16 protein-coding genes are annotated in these 17,484 nt (G+C 72.2%); 8 read left to right on the plus strand and 8 right to left on the minus strand.

Annotation, left to right across the window (positions count from 1 at the left end):
• Positions 1–22: 22 nt before the first annotated feature.
• The gene (locus AMK10_RS03485) at positions 23–1,126 is read right to left on the minus strand and encodes a hypothetical protein (protein ID WP_073746018.1); all 1,104 of its coding nucleotides are present in this window, start codon (positions 1,124–1,126) and stop codon (positions 23–25) included.
• Positions 1,127–1,205: 79 nt separating this feature from the next.
• Here AMK10_RS03485 and AMK10_RS03490 point away from each other — a divergent pair, with 79 nt between their 5' ends.
• Positions 1,206–2,351 carry a cystathionine gamma-synthase gene (locus tag AMK10_RS03490; RefSeq protein ID WP_073744583.1) on the plus strand — a complete coding sequence of 382 codons (1,146 nt, stop codon included), beginning with the start codon at positions 1,206–1,208 and terminating at the stop codon, positions 2,349–2,351.
• A gap of 118 nt (positions 2,352–2,469) precedes the next feature.
• Here the strand turns inward: AMK10_RS03490 and AMK10_RS03495 are convergent, their stop codons facing one another.
• Together AMK10_RS03495 and AMK10_RS03500 are read right to left on the minus strand one after the other, a co-directional pair.
• Complete coding sequence (locus tag AMK10_RS03495) at positions 2,470–2,667, minus strand: DUF1059 domain-containing protein (protein ID WP_073744585.1); 198 nt, start codon at positions 2,665–2,667, stop codon at positions 2,470–2,472.
• Positions 2,668–2,745: 78 nt separating this feature from the next.
• On the minus strand, positions 2,746–3,276 hold the full coding sequence (locus tag AMK10_RS03500; RefSeq protein ID WP_073744587.1) for a MarR family winged helix-turn-helix transcriptional regulator: 531 nt from the start codon (positions 3,274–3,276) through the stop codon (positions 2,746–2,748).
• A gap of 157 nt (positions 3,277–3,433) precedes the next feature.
• On the opposite strand from AMK10_RS03500, the gene ilvA reads away from it, so the two are divergent.
• The 3 genes from ilvA (at position 3,434) to AMK10_RS03515 (ending at position 6,710) form a co-directional block, all read left to right on the plus strand.
• Positions 3,434–4,663: a threonine ammonia-lyase gene (gene ilvA / locus AMK10_RS03505; protein ID WP_073744589.1), complete on the plus strand. Its 1,230-nt coding sequence runs from the start codon at positions 3,434–3,436 to the stop codon at positions 4,661–4,663.
• A 191-nt stretch (positions 4,664–4,854) separates the two neighbouring features.
• Positions 4,855–5,862, plus strand: coding sequence for an ATP-binding cassette domain-containing protein (locus tag AMK10_RS03510; protein WP_073744591.1), 1,008 nt, complete (start codon positions 4,855–4,857; stop codon positions 5,860–5,862).
• The gene (locus tag AMK10_RS03515; protein WP_073744593.1) at positions 5,859–6,710 is read left to right on the plus strand and encodes an ABC transporter permease; all 852 of its coding nucleotides are present in this window, start codon (positions 5,859–5,861) and stop codon (positions 6,708–6,710) included. Before AMK10_RS03510 ends, AMK10_RS03515 begins: the two co-directional genes overlap by 4 nt.
• 63 nt (positions 6,711–6,773) lie before the next feature.
• Here the strand turns inward: AMK10_RS03515 and greA are convergent, their stop codons facing one another.
• Positions 6,774–7,271 (minus strand): transcription elongation factor GreA, encoded by a 498-nt coding sequence (gene greA / locus AMK10_RS03520; protein ID WP_073744595.1) that lies wholly within the window; start codon positions 7,269–7,271, stop codon positions 6,774–6,776.
• A gap of 188 nt (positions 7,272–7,459) precedes the next feature.
• Entirely contained in the window at positions 7,460–7,861 is a 402-nt protein-coding gene (locus AMK10_RS03525) for a DUF4307 domain-containing protein (RefSeq protein WP_073744597.1), read from the minus strand.
• Positions 7,862–7,958: 97 nt separating this feature from the next.
• Here AMK10_RS03525 and mca point away from each other — a divergent pair, with 97 nt between their 5' ends.
• Both mca and AMK10_RS03535 read left to right on the plus strand, forming a co-directional pair.
• Positions 7,959–8,840, plus strand: a complete 882-nt coding sequence (mca, locus tag AMK10_RS03530) for a mycothiol conjugate amidase Mca (RefSeq protein WP_073744599.1) — start codon at positions 7,959–7,961, stop codon at positions 8,838–8,840.
• A 1-nt stretch (position 8,841) separates the two neighbouring features.
• On the plus strand, positions 8,842–9,120 hold the full coding sequence (locus AMK10_RS03535; RefSeq protein WP_073744601.1) for a hypothetical protein: 279 nt from the start codon (positions 8,842–8,844) through the stop codon (positions 9,118–9,120).
• 193 nt (positions 9,121–9,313) lie between these two features.
• Here AMK10_RS03535 and AMK10_RS03540 read toward each other — a convergent pair whose 3' ends face one another.
• Complete coding sequence (locus tag AMK10_RS03540; protein ID WP_073744604.1) at positions 9,314–12,580, minus strand: tetratricopeptide repeat protein; 3,267 nt, start codon at positions 12,578–12,580, stop codon at positions 9,314–9,316.
• A gap of 72 nt (positions 12,581–12,652) precedes the next feature.
• Entirely contained in the window at positions 12,653–13,558 is a 906-nt protein-coding gene (locus AMK10_RS03545) for a LysR family transcriptional regulator (protein ID WP_073744606.1), read from the minus strand.
• 144 nt (positions 13,559–13,702) lie between these two features.
• Between AMK10_RS03545 and AMK10_RS03550 the strand changes: the two genes are divergently transcribed.
• Positions 13,703–14,755 carry a DMT family transporter gene (locus tag AMK10_RS03550; protein ID WP_079180601.1) on the plus strand — a complete coding sequence of 351 codons (1,053 nt, stop codon included), beginning with the start codon at positions 13,703–13,705 and terminating at the stop codon, positions 14,753–14,755.
• Here AMK10_RS03550 and AMK10_RS03555 read toward each other — a convergent pair.
• Positions 14,674–15,240: a Uma2 family endonuclease gene (locus AMK10_RS03555; protein WP_073744608.1), complete on the minus strand. Its 567-nt coding sequence runs from the start codon at positions 15,238–15,240 to the stop codon at positions 14,674–14,676. The genes AMK10_RS03550 and AMK10_RS03555 overlap by 82 nt on opposite strands.
• Before the next feature lie 174 nt (positions 15,241–15,414).
• On the opposite strand from AMK10_RS03555, the gene AMK10_RS03560 reads away from it, so the two are divergent.
• Complete coding sequence (locus tag AMK10_RS03560) at positions 15,415–17,436, plus strand: thioredoxin domain-containing protein (protein ID WP_073744610.1); 2,022 nt, start codon at positions 15,415–15,417, stop codon at positions 17,434–17,436.
• The last annotated feature ends 48 nt before the right edge of the window (positions 17,437–17,484 follow it).

Genomic DNA, 17,484 nt, shown 5'->3' on the forward strand with positions numbered 1-17,484 from the left:
CCGGGGAGTGCGGGGCGTGCGGTCAGTGGGGCAGGGTCGCGGGGCTGCCGCCGTTCGCCTCGTACCCGGCGACGGCCAGCGCCCGGTACACCGTGTACTCGGCGGCCGGGTCCGGGTTCTGGGTCCAGGGCAGCGCGCCCACGTGTCCGTCGATGTGGACGAGCTGGTGCATCGCCTCCGACCAGCGCTCCATGCGCACGAGGAAGAGGACCAGCAGGTGCCGGACATGCGCGAGCATCGGGTCGTCGGCGCGGGCCGCGTGCACGGCGAACATCGCGCCCTCGACCGCCTTCGTCACGACGACGCCCCGGTAGAAGCCCTGCACCAGATTGACCTCGGGCAGATGCTCGTACACCGCGAACAGCGGCAGCGCGGCGAGCAGCGAGCCCTGCGGGGCGCGGGCGGCGGCCGTCGTCGCGAAGCGGTCGGCCTCCTCGCGGGAACCGTGCCACTTCTCGCACCAGAAGTGCAGCGCCGCGATGTGCGCGCCCATGTGCGCGGGCGCGCGGTCGATGATCTTCGCCCAGAGCTGGTCGAACTGCTCGTGGGAGTAGCCCAGCCCCCGGGCGGCGGCCAGCTCCACGATGTACGGCACGGGGTCGCCCGGCGCCAGCAGGGCGGCCTCGCCGCAGACCGTGCGTGCCTCCTCCAGGATGATCCGGAAGTCGTCGGTGCCCACCGTGCCCGTGCGCCACGCCTGCTGCACGAGGAACTCCGCGTGCACCGCCGCGGCGCCCGCGTCCTTCGGGGCCTCGGCCCGCCACGCCCGCAGCCAGGCGCCGCCCTGGCCGGGCTGCCGGGCCAGCTCCAGCGACGCCGCGCCGGCGAACGCCTGCACCCGCTGCCAGCGGGTCTCGCCCTCCTTGGGGGTGCCCGCGAGCAGCTGCGAGGCGGCCCGCCACTCCTGGGTGCGCTGCACGACGTCGAGCACATCGAGGAGGTCCTGGTCGGGCCCGGGCATCCGGACGTCCAGCTCCTCCTGGCGCGCGAAGCCGTACGTGTCCGGGTCGGCGGCGTCGGGCGAACCGGGCGCGACCTGGCGGATACCGCCACGACGGCGCAGCATCAGCGGGCCGACCACAGCGACGAGCATGCACACGGCGAGCAGGAACCAGAGAATCTCCATGCGGTCCATTGTCCCCGTACGGGGAAGCAGGCGGCGAGTGGCCTTCAACTCCCCTCCCGACGAACTACGCTCGGGCCCCATGAGCGACCAGCACAGCTTCGAGACCCTCGCGATCCACGCCGGCAACACGGCGGATCCCCTCACCGGCGCAGTGGTCCCGCCGATCTACCAGGTGTCCACGTACAAGCAGGACGGTGTCGGCGGACTGCGCGGCGGCTACGAGTACAGCCGCAGCGCCAACCCGACCCGTACCGCGCTGGAGGAGAACCTCGCGGCGCTGGAGGGCGGCCGGCGCGGACTCGCCTTCGCGTCGGGCCTCGCCGCCGAGGACTGCCTCCTGCGTACGCTGCTGACCCCCGGCGACCACGTCGTCATCCCGAACGACGCCTACGGCGGCACGTTCCGGCTGTTCGCGAAGGTCGCCTCGCGCTGGGGCGTGGAGTTCTCGGTCGCCGACACCTCGGACATCGGCGCCGTGCGGGCGGCGATCACCCCCCGTACCAAGGCGATCTGGGTGGAGACGCCCTCCAACCCGCTGCTCGGGATCACCGACATCGCGGCCGTCGCCGGAGTGGCCCGGCAGGCGGGTGCGCGGCTCGTCGTCGACAACACCTTCGCCAGCCCCTACCTCCAGCAGCCGCTCTCGCTCGGCGCCGACGTCGTGGTGCACTCCACCACCAAGTACATGGGCGGCCACTCGGACGTCGTGGGCGGCGCGCTCGTCGTCAGCGACCCGGAGCTGGCCGAGGAACTCGCGTACCACCAGAACGCTATGGGCGCCGTCGCCGGGCCCTTCGACGCGTGGCTGGTGCTGCGCGGCATCAAGACCCTCGCGGTGCGCATGGACCGCCACGACGAGAACGCCACCAAGGTCGCCGACCTGCTGACCCGGCACCCCAAGGTGACCCAGGTCCTCTACCCGGGACTGCCGGAGCACCCCGGACACGAGATCGCCGCCAAGCAGATGAAGGCCTTCGGCGGGATGGTGTCGTTCCGGGTCGCGGGCGGTGAGGAGGCGGCGGTCGAGGTCTGCAACCGCGCGAAGCTCTTCACGCTCGGTGAGTCGCTCGGCGGTGTCGAATCGCTCCTGGAGCACCCCGGCCGCATGACGCACGCCTCCGCCGCGGGCTCCCCGCTGGAGGTGCCCGCCGACCTGGTCCGGCTGTCCGTCGGCATCGAGAACGCCGACGACCTGCTGGCCGACCTGACGCAGGCGCTCGGCTGACGCGGCTCCGCCCGGCGGCCGGGAGCGCGCTGCTCCCGGCCGCCGGGCGGTCGTACGGAACCGGACCGGTGCTCTCACAGTTCCGGATCGCGGTCGCGGGGGACACCGGGCCCGGACGTCAGTGACTGACCGCGACCTTCTCGTCCTCCAGCGTGCCCCTGATCTGCTCGCGCAGCTCCGGGCTGTCCTTGTGTTCATGCACCGAGACGGCGTGCTCGGCGGCGGCCCGGACGACTTCCTCCTCCTCACCCGAAATGGCGAGTGAGCAGTTGGAGACGCTCGGATACTTGCGGCAGTCTGCGATCTTCCGTGTCATGGCGGCCTCCTCGACTCGCGAGTGCACGCCCTTCAAGGGTAGATCGAAACGGCCGGACGGACAGGCCGGGAGCGCCGGTCAGCTCTCCTGCGCCGGCTGGTGCGCGGCCTGCCGTGCCGCCAGCGAGGAGTTGAACCGGGTCAGCAGCAGGCAGAACGTGTCCCGCTCCTCCTCGCTCCAGCCGTCGGTGACCTGCGACATCAGCTCACGCCGGGAGGCGCGGACCTCCTCCAGGCGGGCCTGGCCGCGCGGCGACAGCTGCAGCACGACGGCGCGCCCGTCCTCCGGGTGGGAGGTGCGCTTGACCAGCCCCGTGTCGACGAGCGGAGCGACCTGCCGGGTCACCGTCGAGGAGTCGATCCCCATGCCGGCGGCCAGCGCCTTGACGCCCATCGGGCCTTCCACATCGAGCCGGTTCAGCAGCAGATAGGCCGCCCGGTCCATCGAGTTGCGGACCTGGCCGACCCCGCCGAGGCGGGTCTGCTCGGCACGGCGGGCGAAGACGGCCACCTGATGCTGGAGAACATCGAGAAGGTGGTCCGTTCCCGGATGTCCGGGGGTCGCGCCCCCGGAAGGAGACGCGGCAGTCGTCATGTCCTGAGGGGGCATGGCCGGGGGCTCTCTTCGTGCGGTGTCGGATGGGTGGGGGACAGAGTACGCGGCCACGGGGCAACGTGTACCAGCGCTGCACAAACCTGTGGACACCACCGCAGGCCGCCATGAGATGCGTCGGCCCCGGGCGCTCCGAGCTGCAAGACTTGCCGTCATGACCTTCCGTACGTCGGCCCCCTTCCCTCCTCTCATCCTCGACGACATCCGAGGGGCGCAGAAGATGCTGTCCGGGGTGGCCAGAACGACCGGGATGGAGGGCAGCCGTCATCTGAGCGCGCTCGTCGGAGCGCCCGTCCACTTCAAGTGCGAGAACCTCCAGCGCACCGGTTCGTTCAAACTGCGCGGCGCGTACGTACGGATCGCGGGCCTCAGCCCCGTCGAACGGGCCGCCGGCGTCGTGGCCGCGAGTGCCGGAAACCATGCGCAGGGTGTCGCACTCGCCTCTTCGCTGCTCGGCGTACGTTCTACGGTCTTCATGCCGGTCGGCGCCCCCCTCCCCAAGGTCGCCGCGACCCGTGAGTACGGTGCCGAGGTGCGGCTGCACGGGCATGTGGTGGACGAGACCCTCGCCGCCGCCCAGGAGTACGCGGAGCAGACGGGGGCCGTCTTCATCCACCCCTTCGACCACCCGGACGTCATCGCGGGCCAGGGCACGGTGGGCCTGGAGATCCTGGAGCAGTGCCCCGAGGTCCGCACGATCGTCGTGGGCATCGGCGGGGGCGGGCTCGCGGCCGGCATCGCCGTGGCGGTGAAGGCGCTGCGCCCCGACGTCAGGATCGTCGGCGTCCAGGCGGCGGGTGCGGCGGCCTTCCCGCCCTCACTGACGGCCGGGCATCCGGTGGCGCTCGACTCGGTGCAGACCATGGCCGACGGGATCAAGGTGGGGCGCCCCGGCGATCTCACGTTCCCGCTGGTCCAGGAGCTGGTGGACGAGGTCCGCACGGTCTCCGAGGACGAGCTCTCCAGCGCCCTGCTGCTGTGCCTGGAACGGGCCAAGATGGTCGTGGAGCCGGCCGGGGCGATCCCCGTGGCGGCACTGCTCAGCGATCCGAAGGCGTTCCGCGGGCCCGTCGTCGCCGTGCTGTCGGGCGGCAATGTGGACCCCCTGCTGATACAGCGCATCCTGACGCACGGCATGGTCGCGGCGGGCCGCTACCTGAGCCTGCGGCTCCGGCTCACCGACCGGCCCGGCGCACTGGCCGCGATGCTCACCACCCTGTCCGTCGCCGACGCCAACGTGCTCGACATCCAGCACGTACGGACCGATCCGCGGCTCGGGCTCACCGAGGCGGAGGTGGAACTCCACCTGGAGACCAAGGGACCGGAGCACTGCGAGGAGGTCGCCGCGGCGCTGCGGGACGCGGGCTACACGGTGAGGGCCTGAGACAGGAGGCGGCGGGGACGGGTGCAAAACCTGTTGTGGACCGCCGCTCGTCCCCATAGCGTGCACGCCCGTGCGGTTCGCGGCGGGGCGCGACCTCCCGTGCCGCCCTGCGGTTCGTGACGGGCGCGAGGGCACCGCGAATCCTAGGATCTGCTCAGGACGCACCCGAGAACCAACTGGGGGAATCCCGTATGCCAGGCGCCATCTACGCCGAAGGCCTGGTGAAGACCTTCGGCGACGTAAAAGCACTGGGGGGCGTCGATCTCGACGTGCCCGAAGGTACCGTCCTCGGTCTGCTGGGGCCCAACGGCGCCGGCAAGACGACCGCCGTACGTGTCCTGACCACCCTGCTCCAGCCGGACAGCGGCCGGGCCGTGGTGGCGGGCATCGACGTACTGAAGAATCCCAACGAGGTGCGCCGCTCGATCGGCCTCTCCGGCCAGTTCGCCGCCGTCGACGAGTACCTCACCGGCCGCGAGAACCTCCAGATGGTCGGGCAGCTCTACCAGATGAGCTCACGCGACGCGAAGAAGCGGGCGGGGGAGCTGCTGGAGAAGTTCAACCTCGCCGACGCCGCCGACCGCACCGCCAAGACCTACTCCGGAGGCATGCGCCGCCGCCTCGACCTGGCGGCGGCGCTCGTCGTCTCCCCGCCGGTCATGTTCATGGACGAGCCCACCACCGGACTCGATCCCCGCAACCGGCAGCAGCTCTGGGAGGTCATCCAGGAACTCGTCGCCGGCGGTACGACGCTGCTGCTCACCACGCAGTATCTGGAGGAGGCGGACCACCTCGCCCACGACATCTGCGTCATCGACCACGGCAAGGTGATCGCCCGCGGCACCTCCGACGAGCTCAAGGCCCGCACCGGCGGCGAACGCGTCGAGGTCGTCGTGCACCGGCCGGACGAGATCGAGCCCGCCCGCGCGGTGCTCACCCCGTACGGCAAGGGCGAGATCTCCGTCGCCGAGCACATGCGCAAGCTGACGGTCCCGGTCACCGGAGGGGCCAAGCTGCTCGCCGAGGTCATCCGTGACCTGGACGCCCGCGGGGTGGAGATCGACGACATCGGTCTGCGCCGCCCCACCCTCGACGACGTCTTCATCTCGCTCACCGGCCACGCCGCCGAGCTGGAGAGGAACGGCGCTAAGGAAGCCGCCGGGGCCCCAGGGGCCGGCGAGAAGGAGGACGCGAAGTGACCGCCGTGACGGAGACACTGGCGCCGCGCAAGTCACGCGGTGCCCTCGCCCAGTCGGTGGCGGACTCGCTCGTCGTCGCCAAGCGCAATCTGATCCGCATGGCCAGGATTCCGGAGATGGTGATCTTCGGCCTGGTGCAGCCCATCATGTTCGTGGTGCTGTTCACCTATGTGTTCGGCGGATCGATCAAGGTCGGGGACTCCATCTCCCCCCAGGCCTACCGTGAGTTCCTGATGGCCGGCATCTTCGCGCAGACCGTCACGTTCGCCACCGCGGGCGCCGGCGCGGGCATCGCGGACGACATGCACAAGGGGCTCATCGACCGCTTCAGGTCGCTGCCCATGGCCAGGGGCGCCGTCCTCACCGGTCGTACGATCGCCGACCTCGTACAGACCGCCCTCACGCTCGTCGTCCTCGCGGGCGTCGCGCTCATCGTGGGCTGGCGGACCCACGAGAACATCGGCAAGGTGCTGCTCGGCTTCCTGCTGCTGCTCCTGCTCGGCTACGCCTTCTCCTGGATCGGCGCGCTGATCGGCCTCGTCGTCCGCACACCGGAGGCGGCCACCTCCGGCGGACTGATCTGGCTGTTCCCGCTGACGTTCATCTCGAACGCCTTCGTGGACGCCAACCAGATGCCGACGTTCCTCCGCTACATCGCGGAGTGGAACCCGTTCAGCGCCACCGTGCAGGCCTGCCGCGTGCTCTTCGGGAACCTGCCGCCGGGCTTCGTGACACCGGACGCCTGGCCCATGCAGCACCCGATCACGGCCTCGGTGCTCTGGTCGGTGATCATCCTCGTGGTCTTCCGCACGCTGGCGGTCCGCAAGTACCGCTCGGCCACCGCCTGACCCCGGACCCGCGCACGACGGAGCCCCGGCCACCAGGCCGGGGCTCCGTCGTACGTCCGAGGATCAGCCCTGGTACGGCTTCGCGGAGATGATCTTCACCGTGGCCTTCTTGCCGTTCGGCAGCTCGTACTCCGCTTCGTCACCCACCCGCTTGCCGTTCACGCCCGTGCCGAGCGGGGACTGGGGCGAGTACGTCTCGATGTCGGTGCTCGCGTACTCGCGGGAGGCGAGCAGGAAGGTGACCGTGTCGTCCGGGTCGCCGTCGAAGGCGATCGTCACGACCATGCCGGGCTCGACCACGCCGTCGTCGGCGGGGGCCTCGCCGACCTTCGCGTGCTCCAGGAGCTGGGTCAGCTGACGGACCCGGAGCTCCATCTTGCCCTGCTCCTCCTTGGCCGCGTGGTAACCGCCGTTCTCGCGGAGGTCACCCTCCTCACGGGCCGCCGCGATCTTGACGGAGATCTCCGTGCGCGCGGGACCAGACAGGTACTCCAGCTCTGCCTTCAGCTGGTTGTACGCCTCCGGCGTGAGCCAGGTGACGTTATCGCTGGTCTGGGTCACAGGGTGCTCCTCGTCGGTGCTGGGAATACAAAGCAACGCCCTACCCCAAGCATGCGCTGCCACGGGTGGGCGAAACAACGAGCCTAACAATTCCGCGCGAAAAGGGGGAGAAGGTAAACCGTCACACGCGCGTTCCCGCAGGTCGGCGCGGAAACGCGCACATCACGGGCGGCGCGCTCCCGGTGCGGTCAGCCCGCGGAGCAGGCGACGAGCTCCACCGCGGTCGCCCTGGACGTGGTGCGCAGGGAGACCACGTCGTCGATCCGCTCGGAGCGCTGGTCGAAGCGGAAGTCCGCGCGTCCCACCTCGGCGCCGTCCTCGCTCAGCGCGCGGACGGTGCAGTGCCCGTCGGCCTCCCGCTCCTTGCGGACCTCCAGATGGGCCTCGGCGCGAGTGTCCGAGACGACCTTGGACTTGATGATCTCGGCGCTGATGTCCTGGCCGGTGACGTAGTCGTAGCCGATCCAGCCGACCATGCCGAGGAAGGCCACACCCAGCACGGAGCCGACGATCTTCAGCTTGCGGTCCGCGCGCTGGTCCCGGGACCGGCCGTAGCGCTCCTCGGGCAAGGCCTCGCGCACCGCCGCCATGATCGTTCCTCCTGTACAGGGGATCGTGGAATTTTCCACCCCCCGGTTCAGTCACTATAGAAGCCGACCTTCGCGACCAATCACTGAGGACCGAGTCTTGACCGAGCAGCTGAGACTGATGGCCGTGCACGCCCACCCCGACGACGAGTCGAGCAAGGGCGCGGCCACCATGGCCAAGTACGTGTCCGAGGGGGTGGACGTCCTGGTCGTCACCTGCACAGGGGGCGAGCGGGGTTCCATCCTCAACCCGAAGCTTCAGGGGGACGCGTACATCGAGGAGCACATCCACGAGGTGCGCAAGAAGGAGATGGACGAGGCCCGGGAGATCCTGGGCATCGAGCAGGAGTGGCTCGGCTTCGTCGACTCGGGTCTGCCCGAGGGCGACCCGCTGCCGCCGCTGCCCGAGGGCTGCTTCGCCCTGGAGGACGACGAGACGGCGGCGGGGCGTCTCGTCGCGAAGATCCGCGCGTTCCGGCCGCAGGTGATCACCACCTACGACGAGAACGGCGGGTACCCGCACCCGGACCACATCAAGACCCACACCATCTCGATGATCGCCTTCGAGGCGGCGGCGGACACCGAAAGGTTCCCCGAGGCCGAGTTCGGCCCCGCGTGGCAGCCGCAGAAGCTCTACTACAACCAGGGCTTCAACAAGCCGCGCACCGTGGCCCTGCACGAGGCGCTCCTCGCACGCGGACTGGAGTCCCCGTACGGCGAGTGGCTGGAGCGGTGGAAGGAGTTCGAGCGCGCGGAGCGCACGCTGACCACGCACATCCCGTGCGACGACTTCTTCGAGATCCGGGACAAGGCGCTGATCGCGCACGCGACCCAGATCGATCCGGACGGCGGCTGGTTCCGGGTCCCGATGGACGTCCAGCGGGAGGTCTGGCCGACCGAGGAGTACGAGCTGGCCAAGTCCCTGGTCGCCACCTCCCTCCCCGAGAGCGACCTCTTCGCGGGCATCCGCGACAATGCCTGATATGTACGCGACCCAGGCACTGACGCAGCTCGTCCCGTTCGCCGCCGATGAGCTCGACAAGAACAAGGTGACTCCCGGCGTCCTCGGCTTCCTCGTCTTCGCGGCGCTCGCCGTGGGGGTCTGGCTGCTGATGAAGTCGATGAACCGCCACATGGGCAAGGTCAACTTCGAGGAGGCCCCCGACCCGGCGGCGCAGGCGGAGCCCGCGGCCGACGGCGGGGACGCCCAGGCAGGCACTCCGAGCGCCGCGGGGGCGTCGAGCCCGTCCGGCAAGGGCTGACCCGGCACGGGCTGACCCGGGGCGCCTGCGCGGGCACGGGCCGGCGGGGCGCTGCGCCTCCGTGGGCGCGTTGCCGATGCAGGCGCGGTGACGGCGTGGGTACGGGCTGACGTGGCACGGGCCGGCGGGCGGGGCAGTGGCTCCGGCCCGCCCTGCGCCCTGCCCCGTCCCCCCGGATCGCCACGGCGTCGCCTCAGGGGCGTACGCCCACCGGCACCCCCATGACCTCGCGGGCTTGCCGCGACGGGGTCAGGCCGAGGCGCCAGGCCTGCCAGCCGTCGTCCAGGTCCACCCCGCGGTTCAGGACGACACGGAAGGCCTCCGCGCAGTCCTCCAGCTTCGTGTCCCGCAGCGGGTGGGAGGCCTCCAGGAGGTCCGCCAGCTCCTGCTGGGCCACCGCCGTGCCCACCTCGCTGCCGCCCGGCGAGGCGTAGGGCAGCAGCGTGCAGCGCAGGAACGCCGCCCAGTCGCCGCCCCGGGCATCGCCGTACGACGCGAACAGGGTGATCGCGTCGCCGCACATCTCCAGGGCCTGCGCCGCGCGGTTGTTGCCGCCGTCGATCAGGGCCAGCTCCAGGCAGGTCCAGGCCTCCCCGTGGGGCACCCCGATCCGCCGGAAGTCGGCCCGTGCGTCCATCAGGAGCTGCCGGGCGAAGCCGGAGTTGCGCAGGTTCCCGGTCTGCGCGGCGCGCTGGTCGCGGGTGACCCGGCCCGAGTGGTGGCGGGCGCAGGCCAGCCCGTACACGTCCCGCATCCGGGAGAACATCGTGCGGGCCCGCTCCAGCTCCCGCACCGCCTGGTCGGTGTCGCCGTCCTCCTCCAGCGCCTGCCCCAGGTAGTAGCGCGTCCACGCCTCGCCCCGCGCGTCCTCGTTGCCCCGGTGCCGGGCGAGGGCGCCGCGCAACTGCTCCACCGCCGGTGCCGCGCTGCTGACGTCCCCGTCCATCAGCCGGGCCCGGGCCAGCTGGGTCAGCGCCCATGCCTCCCCGCGCTCGTCCCGGGTCCGGCCGTAGAGGTCCAGCGCGGTGGTCAGCTCCTCCTCGGCGCGGGTGACCTCGCCCATCCGCAGACAGACCTGGCCGAGCTGGAAGTGCGACCACGCCTCGCCGTGCAGCGACTCGCCCTCGCGGTGCAGGGTCAGCGCGGTGTCCAGGAGGGTCAGCGCCTCGGCCGGATTGGCCCGGTCGCGCTCGACCGCGGCCAGGGCGTGCAGGGACCAGGCACGGTCCTCGGCCTGCTCGGGCGACGCCTGGAGGCCGATCGCCTCCCGCAGCCGTGCCGAGGCCTCGGTCAGATTGCCCTGGTGGTGCAGCGTGATGCCCAGCGAGCAGAGCGCGAGGGCCGCGCCCGCGTCGTTGTGCGCCTCGCGGTAGAGGCCGACGACGGAGGACAGCGTCGTACGGGCCTTGTCGAGCTCGCCGAGCTGGCGGGCCGCGATGCCCGTACGCCACTGGACCGACCGCTCCAGGAGCCCCTGGTCGACCGCCTGCGTCAGCTCACTGATCTCGCCGAGGCGGTAGAGGTCGCCGCGCAGCAGGCAGTAGTCGCACAGGGCACCCAGCAGATGGAGCACCGCCCCCTGGTCGACGCCCTCCGCGTGCCGCAGCGCCGAGGTGATGAAGCTCGACTCGTCGTCCAGCCAGCGCAGGGCGGCGTCCAGCGAGCTGAAGCCGTGCGAGCCGAACTGCCCGGCGCGGGTGGACATCTTGCCGTCCACCATGCGGATCACGGCGTCCGCGAGCTCGGCGTAGTTCTGGATGAGGCGTTCCTGCGCGGCGGTACGGTCCGCCGCCGGCTCCTCGTCGGCCAGCCGGGCCAGGGCGAAGTCCCGTACGAGGTCGTGGAGCCGGTAGCGCGCGCCCCGCACATGGGACAGGAGCCCGGCCCGGGACAGCGTCTCCAGCAGCCGGCCGGCCTCTTCCTCGTCGGCTGAGAGCAGCGAAGCCGCGGCGGCGGCCCCCAGGCTGGCCCGCCCGGCCAGCGCGAGCCGCCGCAGCAGCCGCCTGGCCGGCTCGGGCTGGTCGGTGTAGCGCAGCCACAGCGCCCGCTCGACCGGCGCCACCGGACCGTACGCGCCGAGGGCGGCGGCGAGTTCGGCGCGGTTGCGGGCACCGAGCGCGGAGCCGGCGACGCGCAGGGCGAGCGGCAGCCCGCCGCACAGCTCGACGACGGTGTCGGTCGACTGGTAGTCGTACGGGCCGGCCTCCATCGGGGCCTCCCCTGCTCGAGCGGAGTCGAGAGCTTGGGGAACCTCGGCGGACTCGCGCAGCAGCTCCTCGGCGCCCGCCGCGTCCAGCCCGCCCACATGCAGATGGTGGACCCTGGCAGGGAAGTCGGCGGGCAGTTCGAGGGCCTCGCGGGCGGTGACCAGGACCAGGCTGTCGGAGCGTTCGGGCACGAGCGTGCGGACCTGGGCGGCGTCGGTGGCGTCGTCCAGGACGATCGTGACGGGGGTCCCCGTCAGATGCTGGTGGTAGAGCTCGCTCAGGCGCCTCACCTGCTGATCGGCGGAGGACCTCTCCCGGAACAGGAGCTGTTCACGGGGCGCGCCCAGCCGGTTGAGCAGGTGCAGCAGGGCGTCCCGGGTCGGCAGCGGACTCTCGCCCGCCACGTCCCCGCGCAGATCGACCACGCACGCCCCGCGGAACTGGTCCTTCAGCGCGTGGGCGGCCCGCACCGCGAGCGTGGTGCGCCCGGCACCCGGGGTGCCGTGCAGGACGACGACCGTCGGCCTGGTCTCCGTCGCGGCACGGGCGGCGTGCACCCACTGGGCGATCTGGGCGAGTTCGGCCCGGCGCCCGGCGAACGGGCCCTCCGCGGCGGGAAGATGACCGAAGGACTGTTCGAGGAGTGAGCGCGTGCGGGCGGCTGCGCTGCGGTCGCTCCCGCGCAGCTGCGCCACCACGGACGCGGCGGCCTTCTTCGGCGGACGGGTCGCGGCGGTCAGCATGCGCTGCTGGTCGAGGAACGGGCGGATGCCCCGTACCTCCAGAGCCGTCAGCCACTGGAGCCGCAGCTGTTCGGGGCCGCCGGGCTGGTTCAGCTCGCCCGCCCTGCGGTGGGCCGCCGGCCAGTGGGCGGCGGTCACCCGGGCCACCGTCGCCGTGGTCCCCGCGACGGCGACGACCGCCCCGGCGCCCAGGGCGAGCCCGGTGGCGGTACCGAGCGCCAGGTCCGCGCCGAAGGCCGCCGCCGCCGCGACTCCCGTCACCAGCAGGGGTGTTCCGAGCGAAGCCCTGCTGAAGCGCGCCGACAGCGGCTGCGGTTCCGTCCCCGCGGCGTCGAGCGCCCGGGTGTACGCGGCGTACTCCTCGGCCGCCCCCGCCGCCATCGTGTCGAGCGCGCCCCGCGCCCGCGCCAGCAGCGCCCCGGAGTCCGTCCGGCCCCCCGTCCGCCGCGCCTCCTCCTCCACGGCCCGTACCAACAGCCGTTCGGCTTCCGCCCGATGGCTGTCCCGCATGCGTCCCCCTAGGTTCCGGTGCGTCCGACCCGACCAGCTGTCGTAGCCACCCAGTGTCCTGCGTACGGGCCGTCAGCGCGAGGGAGCCGCCGTGACGGCCGCCTCCCGCAGTGCCTCCATCAGGTCGCTCAGGGCGGGCTGCTGGAGCGACACCTCCCGTGCGGCGGCCGAGATCACGCGGACCGGTTCGGGGCTGCGGACCGGGCGCACGACGACGCCGGGGTGCTGGTCACGCAGCCCCAGGCGGGGCATCAGGCTCACGCCGAGACCGGCGGCGACGAAGCCCTGCGCGGTGGCGTAGTCCTCGCTCTGGATGGCGAAGTCGGGGCTGAAGCCCGCCGCCGCGCAGGACTCGGTCACCGCTTCCAGACAGGGCCCGGGCGGCTCGCAGCCGACCCACTGCTCGCCGGAGAGCTCATGCAGGTCGACGACCTCCTGGCCGGCGAGCGGATGGCCGAGCGGGAGCACGGCGGCGTACGGGTCGTCGAGAAGGTGGACGAGCCGGAAGCCGGTGCCGATGCGGCCCGGCGCCTGCACGACCACGGCGACGTCGGCCCGGCCGTGCACGAGTTCCTGGAACGGGTCCTGCGGATCGGTGAGTTCGGCGTCGATGCGGACGCCGGGATGCGCGGTGCGGAGCCCGGCCAGTGCGGGCGCCACCAGGGTGGAGCCGGCCGAGGCGAAGTAGCGGATCGACAGGCGCCCGGTGCGTCCGGCGCGGAGGTCGGCGAGAGCGGTCTCCGCCTGGGCCACCGCCGAGCTGATCAGCGCCGCGTGCTCGGTCAGCAGCAGACCGGCGGCCGTGGGCCGCACCCCCCGGCCCACCCGCTCCAGCAGTGCCGTGCCCGCCTGCTTCTCCAGGGCCGCCATCTGCTGGCTGACGGCGGACGGCGTGTAGCCGAGGTGTGCCGCGGCGGCGGTGACCGTGCCGCTGGTGACCACCGCGCGCAGGACCTGCAGTCGTCTCACATCAAGCATGTAGCAGAGCTTAACAGATCAGGTAGAACCATTTGCTTGTCATTAAGTCTCGGCTGCGGCACCTTCGAAGAGCCGCGACGGACCGTGAATCCGGCGGCACAGCGGAGCCGTGGTGGACCGAGTGCCGAACCGAGTGGAGGAAGCATGATGAACGGCAGTACACGGAGTCTCCGGGGCGGACTGCGGGTGGCGGTGCTCGCCCTGCTGTGGGGCTCGACGTTCCTCTGGATCGAGCTGGCCCTGCGCGGCCTCTCCCCGCTCCAGGTCACCTTCGCCCGCTGTGCCCTCGGAGCGCTCGTCCTCGTGGTCGGCTGCCGGGTGGCGGGGCACCGGCTGCCCCGGGGCGTCGCCGTATGGCGGCACATCACCGTCGCGGCCTTCTTCTGCAACGCCCTGCCGTTCGCGCTGTTCAGCCTCGGCCAGCAGAGCGTCGGCTCCGGTCTCGCGGGCGTCCTGAACGCCACGACCCCGCTCTGGTCGCTCGCCCTGGGCCTCGCGCTCGGCTCCGAACGCGGCCTCCGTCCCGTACGCCTGACGGGCCTTCTGCTCGGCTTCGCCGGCACGGTCCTCATCTTCGCGCCCTGGCGGACGACCGGTGCCGCCGGCTGGGGCGCCCTCGCCATCATCGGCGCTGCCGCCAGCTACGCCGTCGCGTTCACCTACATGGGCCGCACCCTGGTCCGGAAGGGCACCCCCACCCTCTCGCTCTCCGCCGCCCAGCTCGTCGCCGCGAGCGGACTGACCGCGACGGCGGTGCCCTTCGGAGGCGTGGAGTCCATCGACCCTGGCCCGGTGGTGGTCCTCGCGGCCGTCGTCCTCGGCGTCTTCTGCACCGCGATCACCTTCCACCTCACCTACCGGATCATCAACGACGAGGGCGCCACCAGCGCCGCCGTGGTCGGCTACCTGCTGCCCGTCGTCTCCGTCCTGCTCGGAGCGGTCGTGCTGGGCGAGGAGATCGGGGTACGGGTGGTGCTGGGCATGACCGTCGTGCTCCTCGGAGTCGGGATGACACGGCGTCAGGGGACCTCTGCGGCTGTCGAGGAGAGGCCGCAGGGCGGGCCGGCCGCCGACGGGGCGGGCGGCTCACCTTCGCGCTCCACCGTGAGGAGCGGTCAGATGGCACCCAGGTCGACGGAGACGGAGAAGGGCACGGCGGTCCCGATCGCGCCGGTGAACATCTCGCCGTCCCGGTAGGCCCTGGTGGCGGGGTCGAGGACGTAGGTGTAGACGATCGGGACACCGGTGGCGGCCTGCTCGATCCGCCAGTAGAAGGGGATGCCGGCCCTGGCGTACTGGTCCACCTTCACGACCCGGTCCGTGGTCTCCGAGCCGGGCGACACCACTTCGGCGACCAGGAGCACGTGTTCAGGACGGGTGGGCGCGAGGTCGATGGTCTCCGACCGGTAGACGACGACGTCAGGGCGGCGGTTGGTGAGCGGAACGTCCTGCAGGCGGACGTCGAAGTCCGTGTCGGCGTTCCAGTCCGGGCCCGCGGCGGCGTCCAGGGCATTGGCCAGGACGCGCGCCAGCCGCTTGTGCCGCTTGGAGGCGCTCGGGCTCACGACGACCATCCCGTCCACGATCTCGATGCCGGCGCACTGCTCCTCGGACCAGGAGTCGTACTGCTCCGCGCTGATCTGGGTGTGCATCCACGCGGGCGCCACCATCTCGGCGGTCATGGTGTGCCTCCTTCGAGGAGCTTCCACGGTTTCAGCGCTGCTGGGCTCAGCCTACTGTTCCCGTGCCGTCGGGGCGGAGCTCCGCAGCGGCTTCCCGGGGCGCTCCGGGGGCGAACCTCCCTACCCCGGTGAGCCCGTCCACCCGCCTCCACCCCGGTGCGCGAGGATTGGGGCATGGCCAACCGACTTGCGCAGACCACGTCCCCGTATCTCCTGCAGCACGCCGACAATCCCGTCGACTGGTGGCCGTGGTCGCCCGAGGCGTTCGAGGAGGCCCGGCGGCGTGGTGTCCCGGTGCTGCTCAGCGTCGGCTACGCCAGCTGCCACTGGTGCCATGTGATGGCCCACGAGTCGTTCGAGGACGCGACCGTCGCCGACTACCTCAACGCGCACTTCGTGCCGGTGAAGGTCGACCGCGAGGAGCGTCCCGACGTCGACGCCGTGTACATGGAGGCCGTGCAGGCCGCGACCGGCCAGGGCGGCTGGCCGATGACCGTGTTCCTGACCGCCGACGCCGAACCCTTCTACTTCGGCACCTACTTCCCGCCCGAGTCCCGGCACGGCATGCCCTCCTTCCAGCAGGTCCTGGAAGGGGTCGTGGCCGCCTGGACCGACCGCCGCGACGAGGTGGCGGAGGTGGCCGGACGCATCGTGCGCGATCTCGCCGGCCGGTCCCTCGCCGCCGGGGGCACCGAACTGCCCGGCGAGGCCGAGCTCGCGCAGGCGCTGCTGCGGCTGACCCGGGACTACGACGAGAAGCACGGCGGCTTCGGCGGTGCGCCGAAGTTCCCGCCGTCCATGGTCATCGAGTTCCTGCTGCGCCACCACGCCCGTACGGGGGCCGAGGGCGCCCTGCAGATGGCCGCCGACAGCTGTGCGGCGATGGCGCGCGGCGGGATCTACGACCAGCTCGGCGGAGGGTTCGCCCGGTACTCCGTGGACCGGGAGTGGGTGGTGCCGCACTTCGAGAAGATGCTCTACGACAACGCGCTGCTGTGCCGTGTGTACGCCCATCTGTGGCGGGCCACCGGCTCGGACCTGGCCCGGCGGGTCGCCCTGGAGACCGCCGACTTCATGGTGCGGGAACTGCGTACGGCCGAGGGCGGGTTCGCGTCCGCGCTGGACGCCGACAGTGAGGACGCGCGGGGGCGGCACGTCGAGGGCGCGTTCTACGTGTGGACACCCGCGCAGCTGCGCGAGGTACTGGGGGAGGAGGACGGCGCCTTCGCCGCCGAACACTTCGGGGTGACCGAGGAGGGCACCTTCGAGGAGGGTTCGTCGGTCCTGCGGCTCGTGCGGACCGGGGAGCCCGAGGACCCGGCGCGGGTCGCCGATGTGCGGGCCCGGCTGCTGGCGGCGCGCGAGCTGCGGGCCCGCCCCGAGCGGGACGACAAGATCGTGGCCGCCTGGAACGGCCTGGCGATCGCCGCGCTCGCCGAGACCGGGGCGTACTTCGGCCGCCCGGACCTGGTCGAGCGGGCCACCGAGGCCGCCGATCTGCTCGTACGGGTCCACATGGGTGACGTCGCCCGGCTCTGCCGCACCTCGAAGGACGGCCGTGCCGGGGACAACTCCGGGGTGCTGGAGGACTACGGCGATGTCGCGGAGGGCTTCCTCGCGCTCGCCTCCGTCACCGGGGAGGGCGCCTGGCTGGAGTTCGCGGGCTTCCTGCTGGACATCGTGCTGGAACGCTTCACCGGCGAAGGCGGACAGTTGTTCGATACCGCCGATGACGCGGAGCGGCTGATCCGGCGCCCCCAGGACCCCACCGACAGCGCCACCCCCGCGGGCTGGACCGCCGCCGCGGGCGCCCTGCTCTCGTACGCCGCGCACACCGGCTCCGAGGCGCACCGCACGGCCGCCGAAGGGGCGCTCGGGATCGTCACGGCGCTGGGTCCGAAGGCGCCGCGGTTCATCGGCTGGGGCCTCGCGGTCGCCGAGGCGCTGCTGGACGGGCCCCGTGAGGTCGCGGTGGCCGGTCCCGTCGCCGGGGAGCTGCACCGCGCGGCGCTGCTGGGACGGGCGCCCGGGGCGGTCGTCGCCGTGGGCGAGGGGCCGGACGCGGGGAGCGAGTTCCCGCTGCTGGTGGACCGGTCGCCGGCGGGCGGCGCGCCGACGGCGTACGTCTGCCGCCACTTCGTCTGCGACGCGCCCACGACGGACGCGGGGGAGCTGGCCGCGAAGCTGGGCGGCTGAGGCCGGGTACGGCGAAGGGCCCGGCCGTGGTGGCCGGGCCCTTCGCCG

The sequence above is a fragment of the Streptomyces sp. CB02058 genome, from assembly GCF_001905505.1.
Classification (GTDB): Bacteria; Actinomycetota; Actinomycetes; order Streptomycetales; family Streptomycetaceae; genus Streptomyces.

What these genes read in the sequence shown, in the direction of transcription:
- AMK10_RS03495 (WP_073744585.1), bottom strand. Translation starts at nt 2,667, where the DNA reads ATGACACGGAAGATCGCAGACTGCCGCAAGTATCCGAGCGTCTCCAAC.
- ilvA (WP_073744589.1), top strand. Translation starts at nt 3,434, where the DNA reads ATGACCTTCCGTACGTCGGCCCCCTTCCCTCCTCTCATCCTCGACGAC.
- AMK10_RS03490 (WP_073744583.1), top strand. Translation starts at nt 1,206, where the DNA reads ATGAGCGACCAGCACAGCTTCGAGACCCTCGCGATCCACGCCGGCAAC.
- AMK10_RS03550 (WP_079180601.1), top strand. Translation starts at nt 13,703, where the DNA reads ATGATGAACGGCAGTACACGGAGTCTCCGGGGCGGACTGCGGGTGGCG.
- AMK10_RS03555 (WP_073744608.1), bottom strand. Translation starts at nt 15,240, where the DNA reads ATGACCGCCGAGATGGTGGCGCCCGCGTGGATGCACACCCAGATCAGC.
- AMK10_RS03510 (WP_073744591.1), top strand. Translation starts at nt 4,855, where the DNA reads ATGCCAGGCGCCATCTACGCCGAAGGCCTGGTGAAGACCTTCGGCGAC.
- AMK10_RS03540 (WP_073744604.1), bottom strand. Translation starts at nt 12,580, where the DNA reads ATGCGGGACAGCCATCGGGCGGAAGCCGAACGGCTGTTGGTACGGGCC.
- AMK10_RS03485 (WP_073746018.1), bottom strand. Translation starts at nt 1,126, where the DNA reads ATGGAGATTCTCTGGTTCCTGCTCGCCGTGTGCATGCTCGTCGCTGTG.
- AMK10_RS03525 (WP_073744597.1), bottom strand. Translation starts at nt 7,861, where the DNA reads ATGGCGGCGGTGCGCGAGGCCTTGCCCGAGGAGCGCTACGGCCGGTCC.
- AMK10_RS03500 (WP_073744587.1), bottom strand. Translation starts at nt 3,276, where the DNA reads ATGCCCCCTCAGGACATGACGACTGCCGCGTCTCCTTCCGGGGGCGCG.
- AMK10_RS03545 (WP_073744606.1), bottom strand. Translation starts at nt 13,558, where the DNA reads ATGCTTGATGTGAGACGACTGCAGGTCCTGCGCGCGGTGGTCACCAGC.
- AMK10_RS03535 (WP_073744601.1), top strand. Translation starts at nt 8,842, where the DNA reads ATGTACGCGACCCAGGCACTGACGCAGCTCGTCCCGTTCGCCGCCGAT.
- AMK10_RS03560 (WP_073744610.1), top strand. Translation starts at nt 15,415, where the DNA reads ATGGCCAACCGACTTGCGCAGACCACGTCCCCGTATCTCCTGCAGCAC.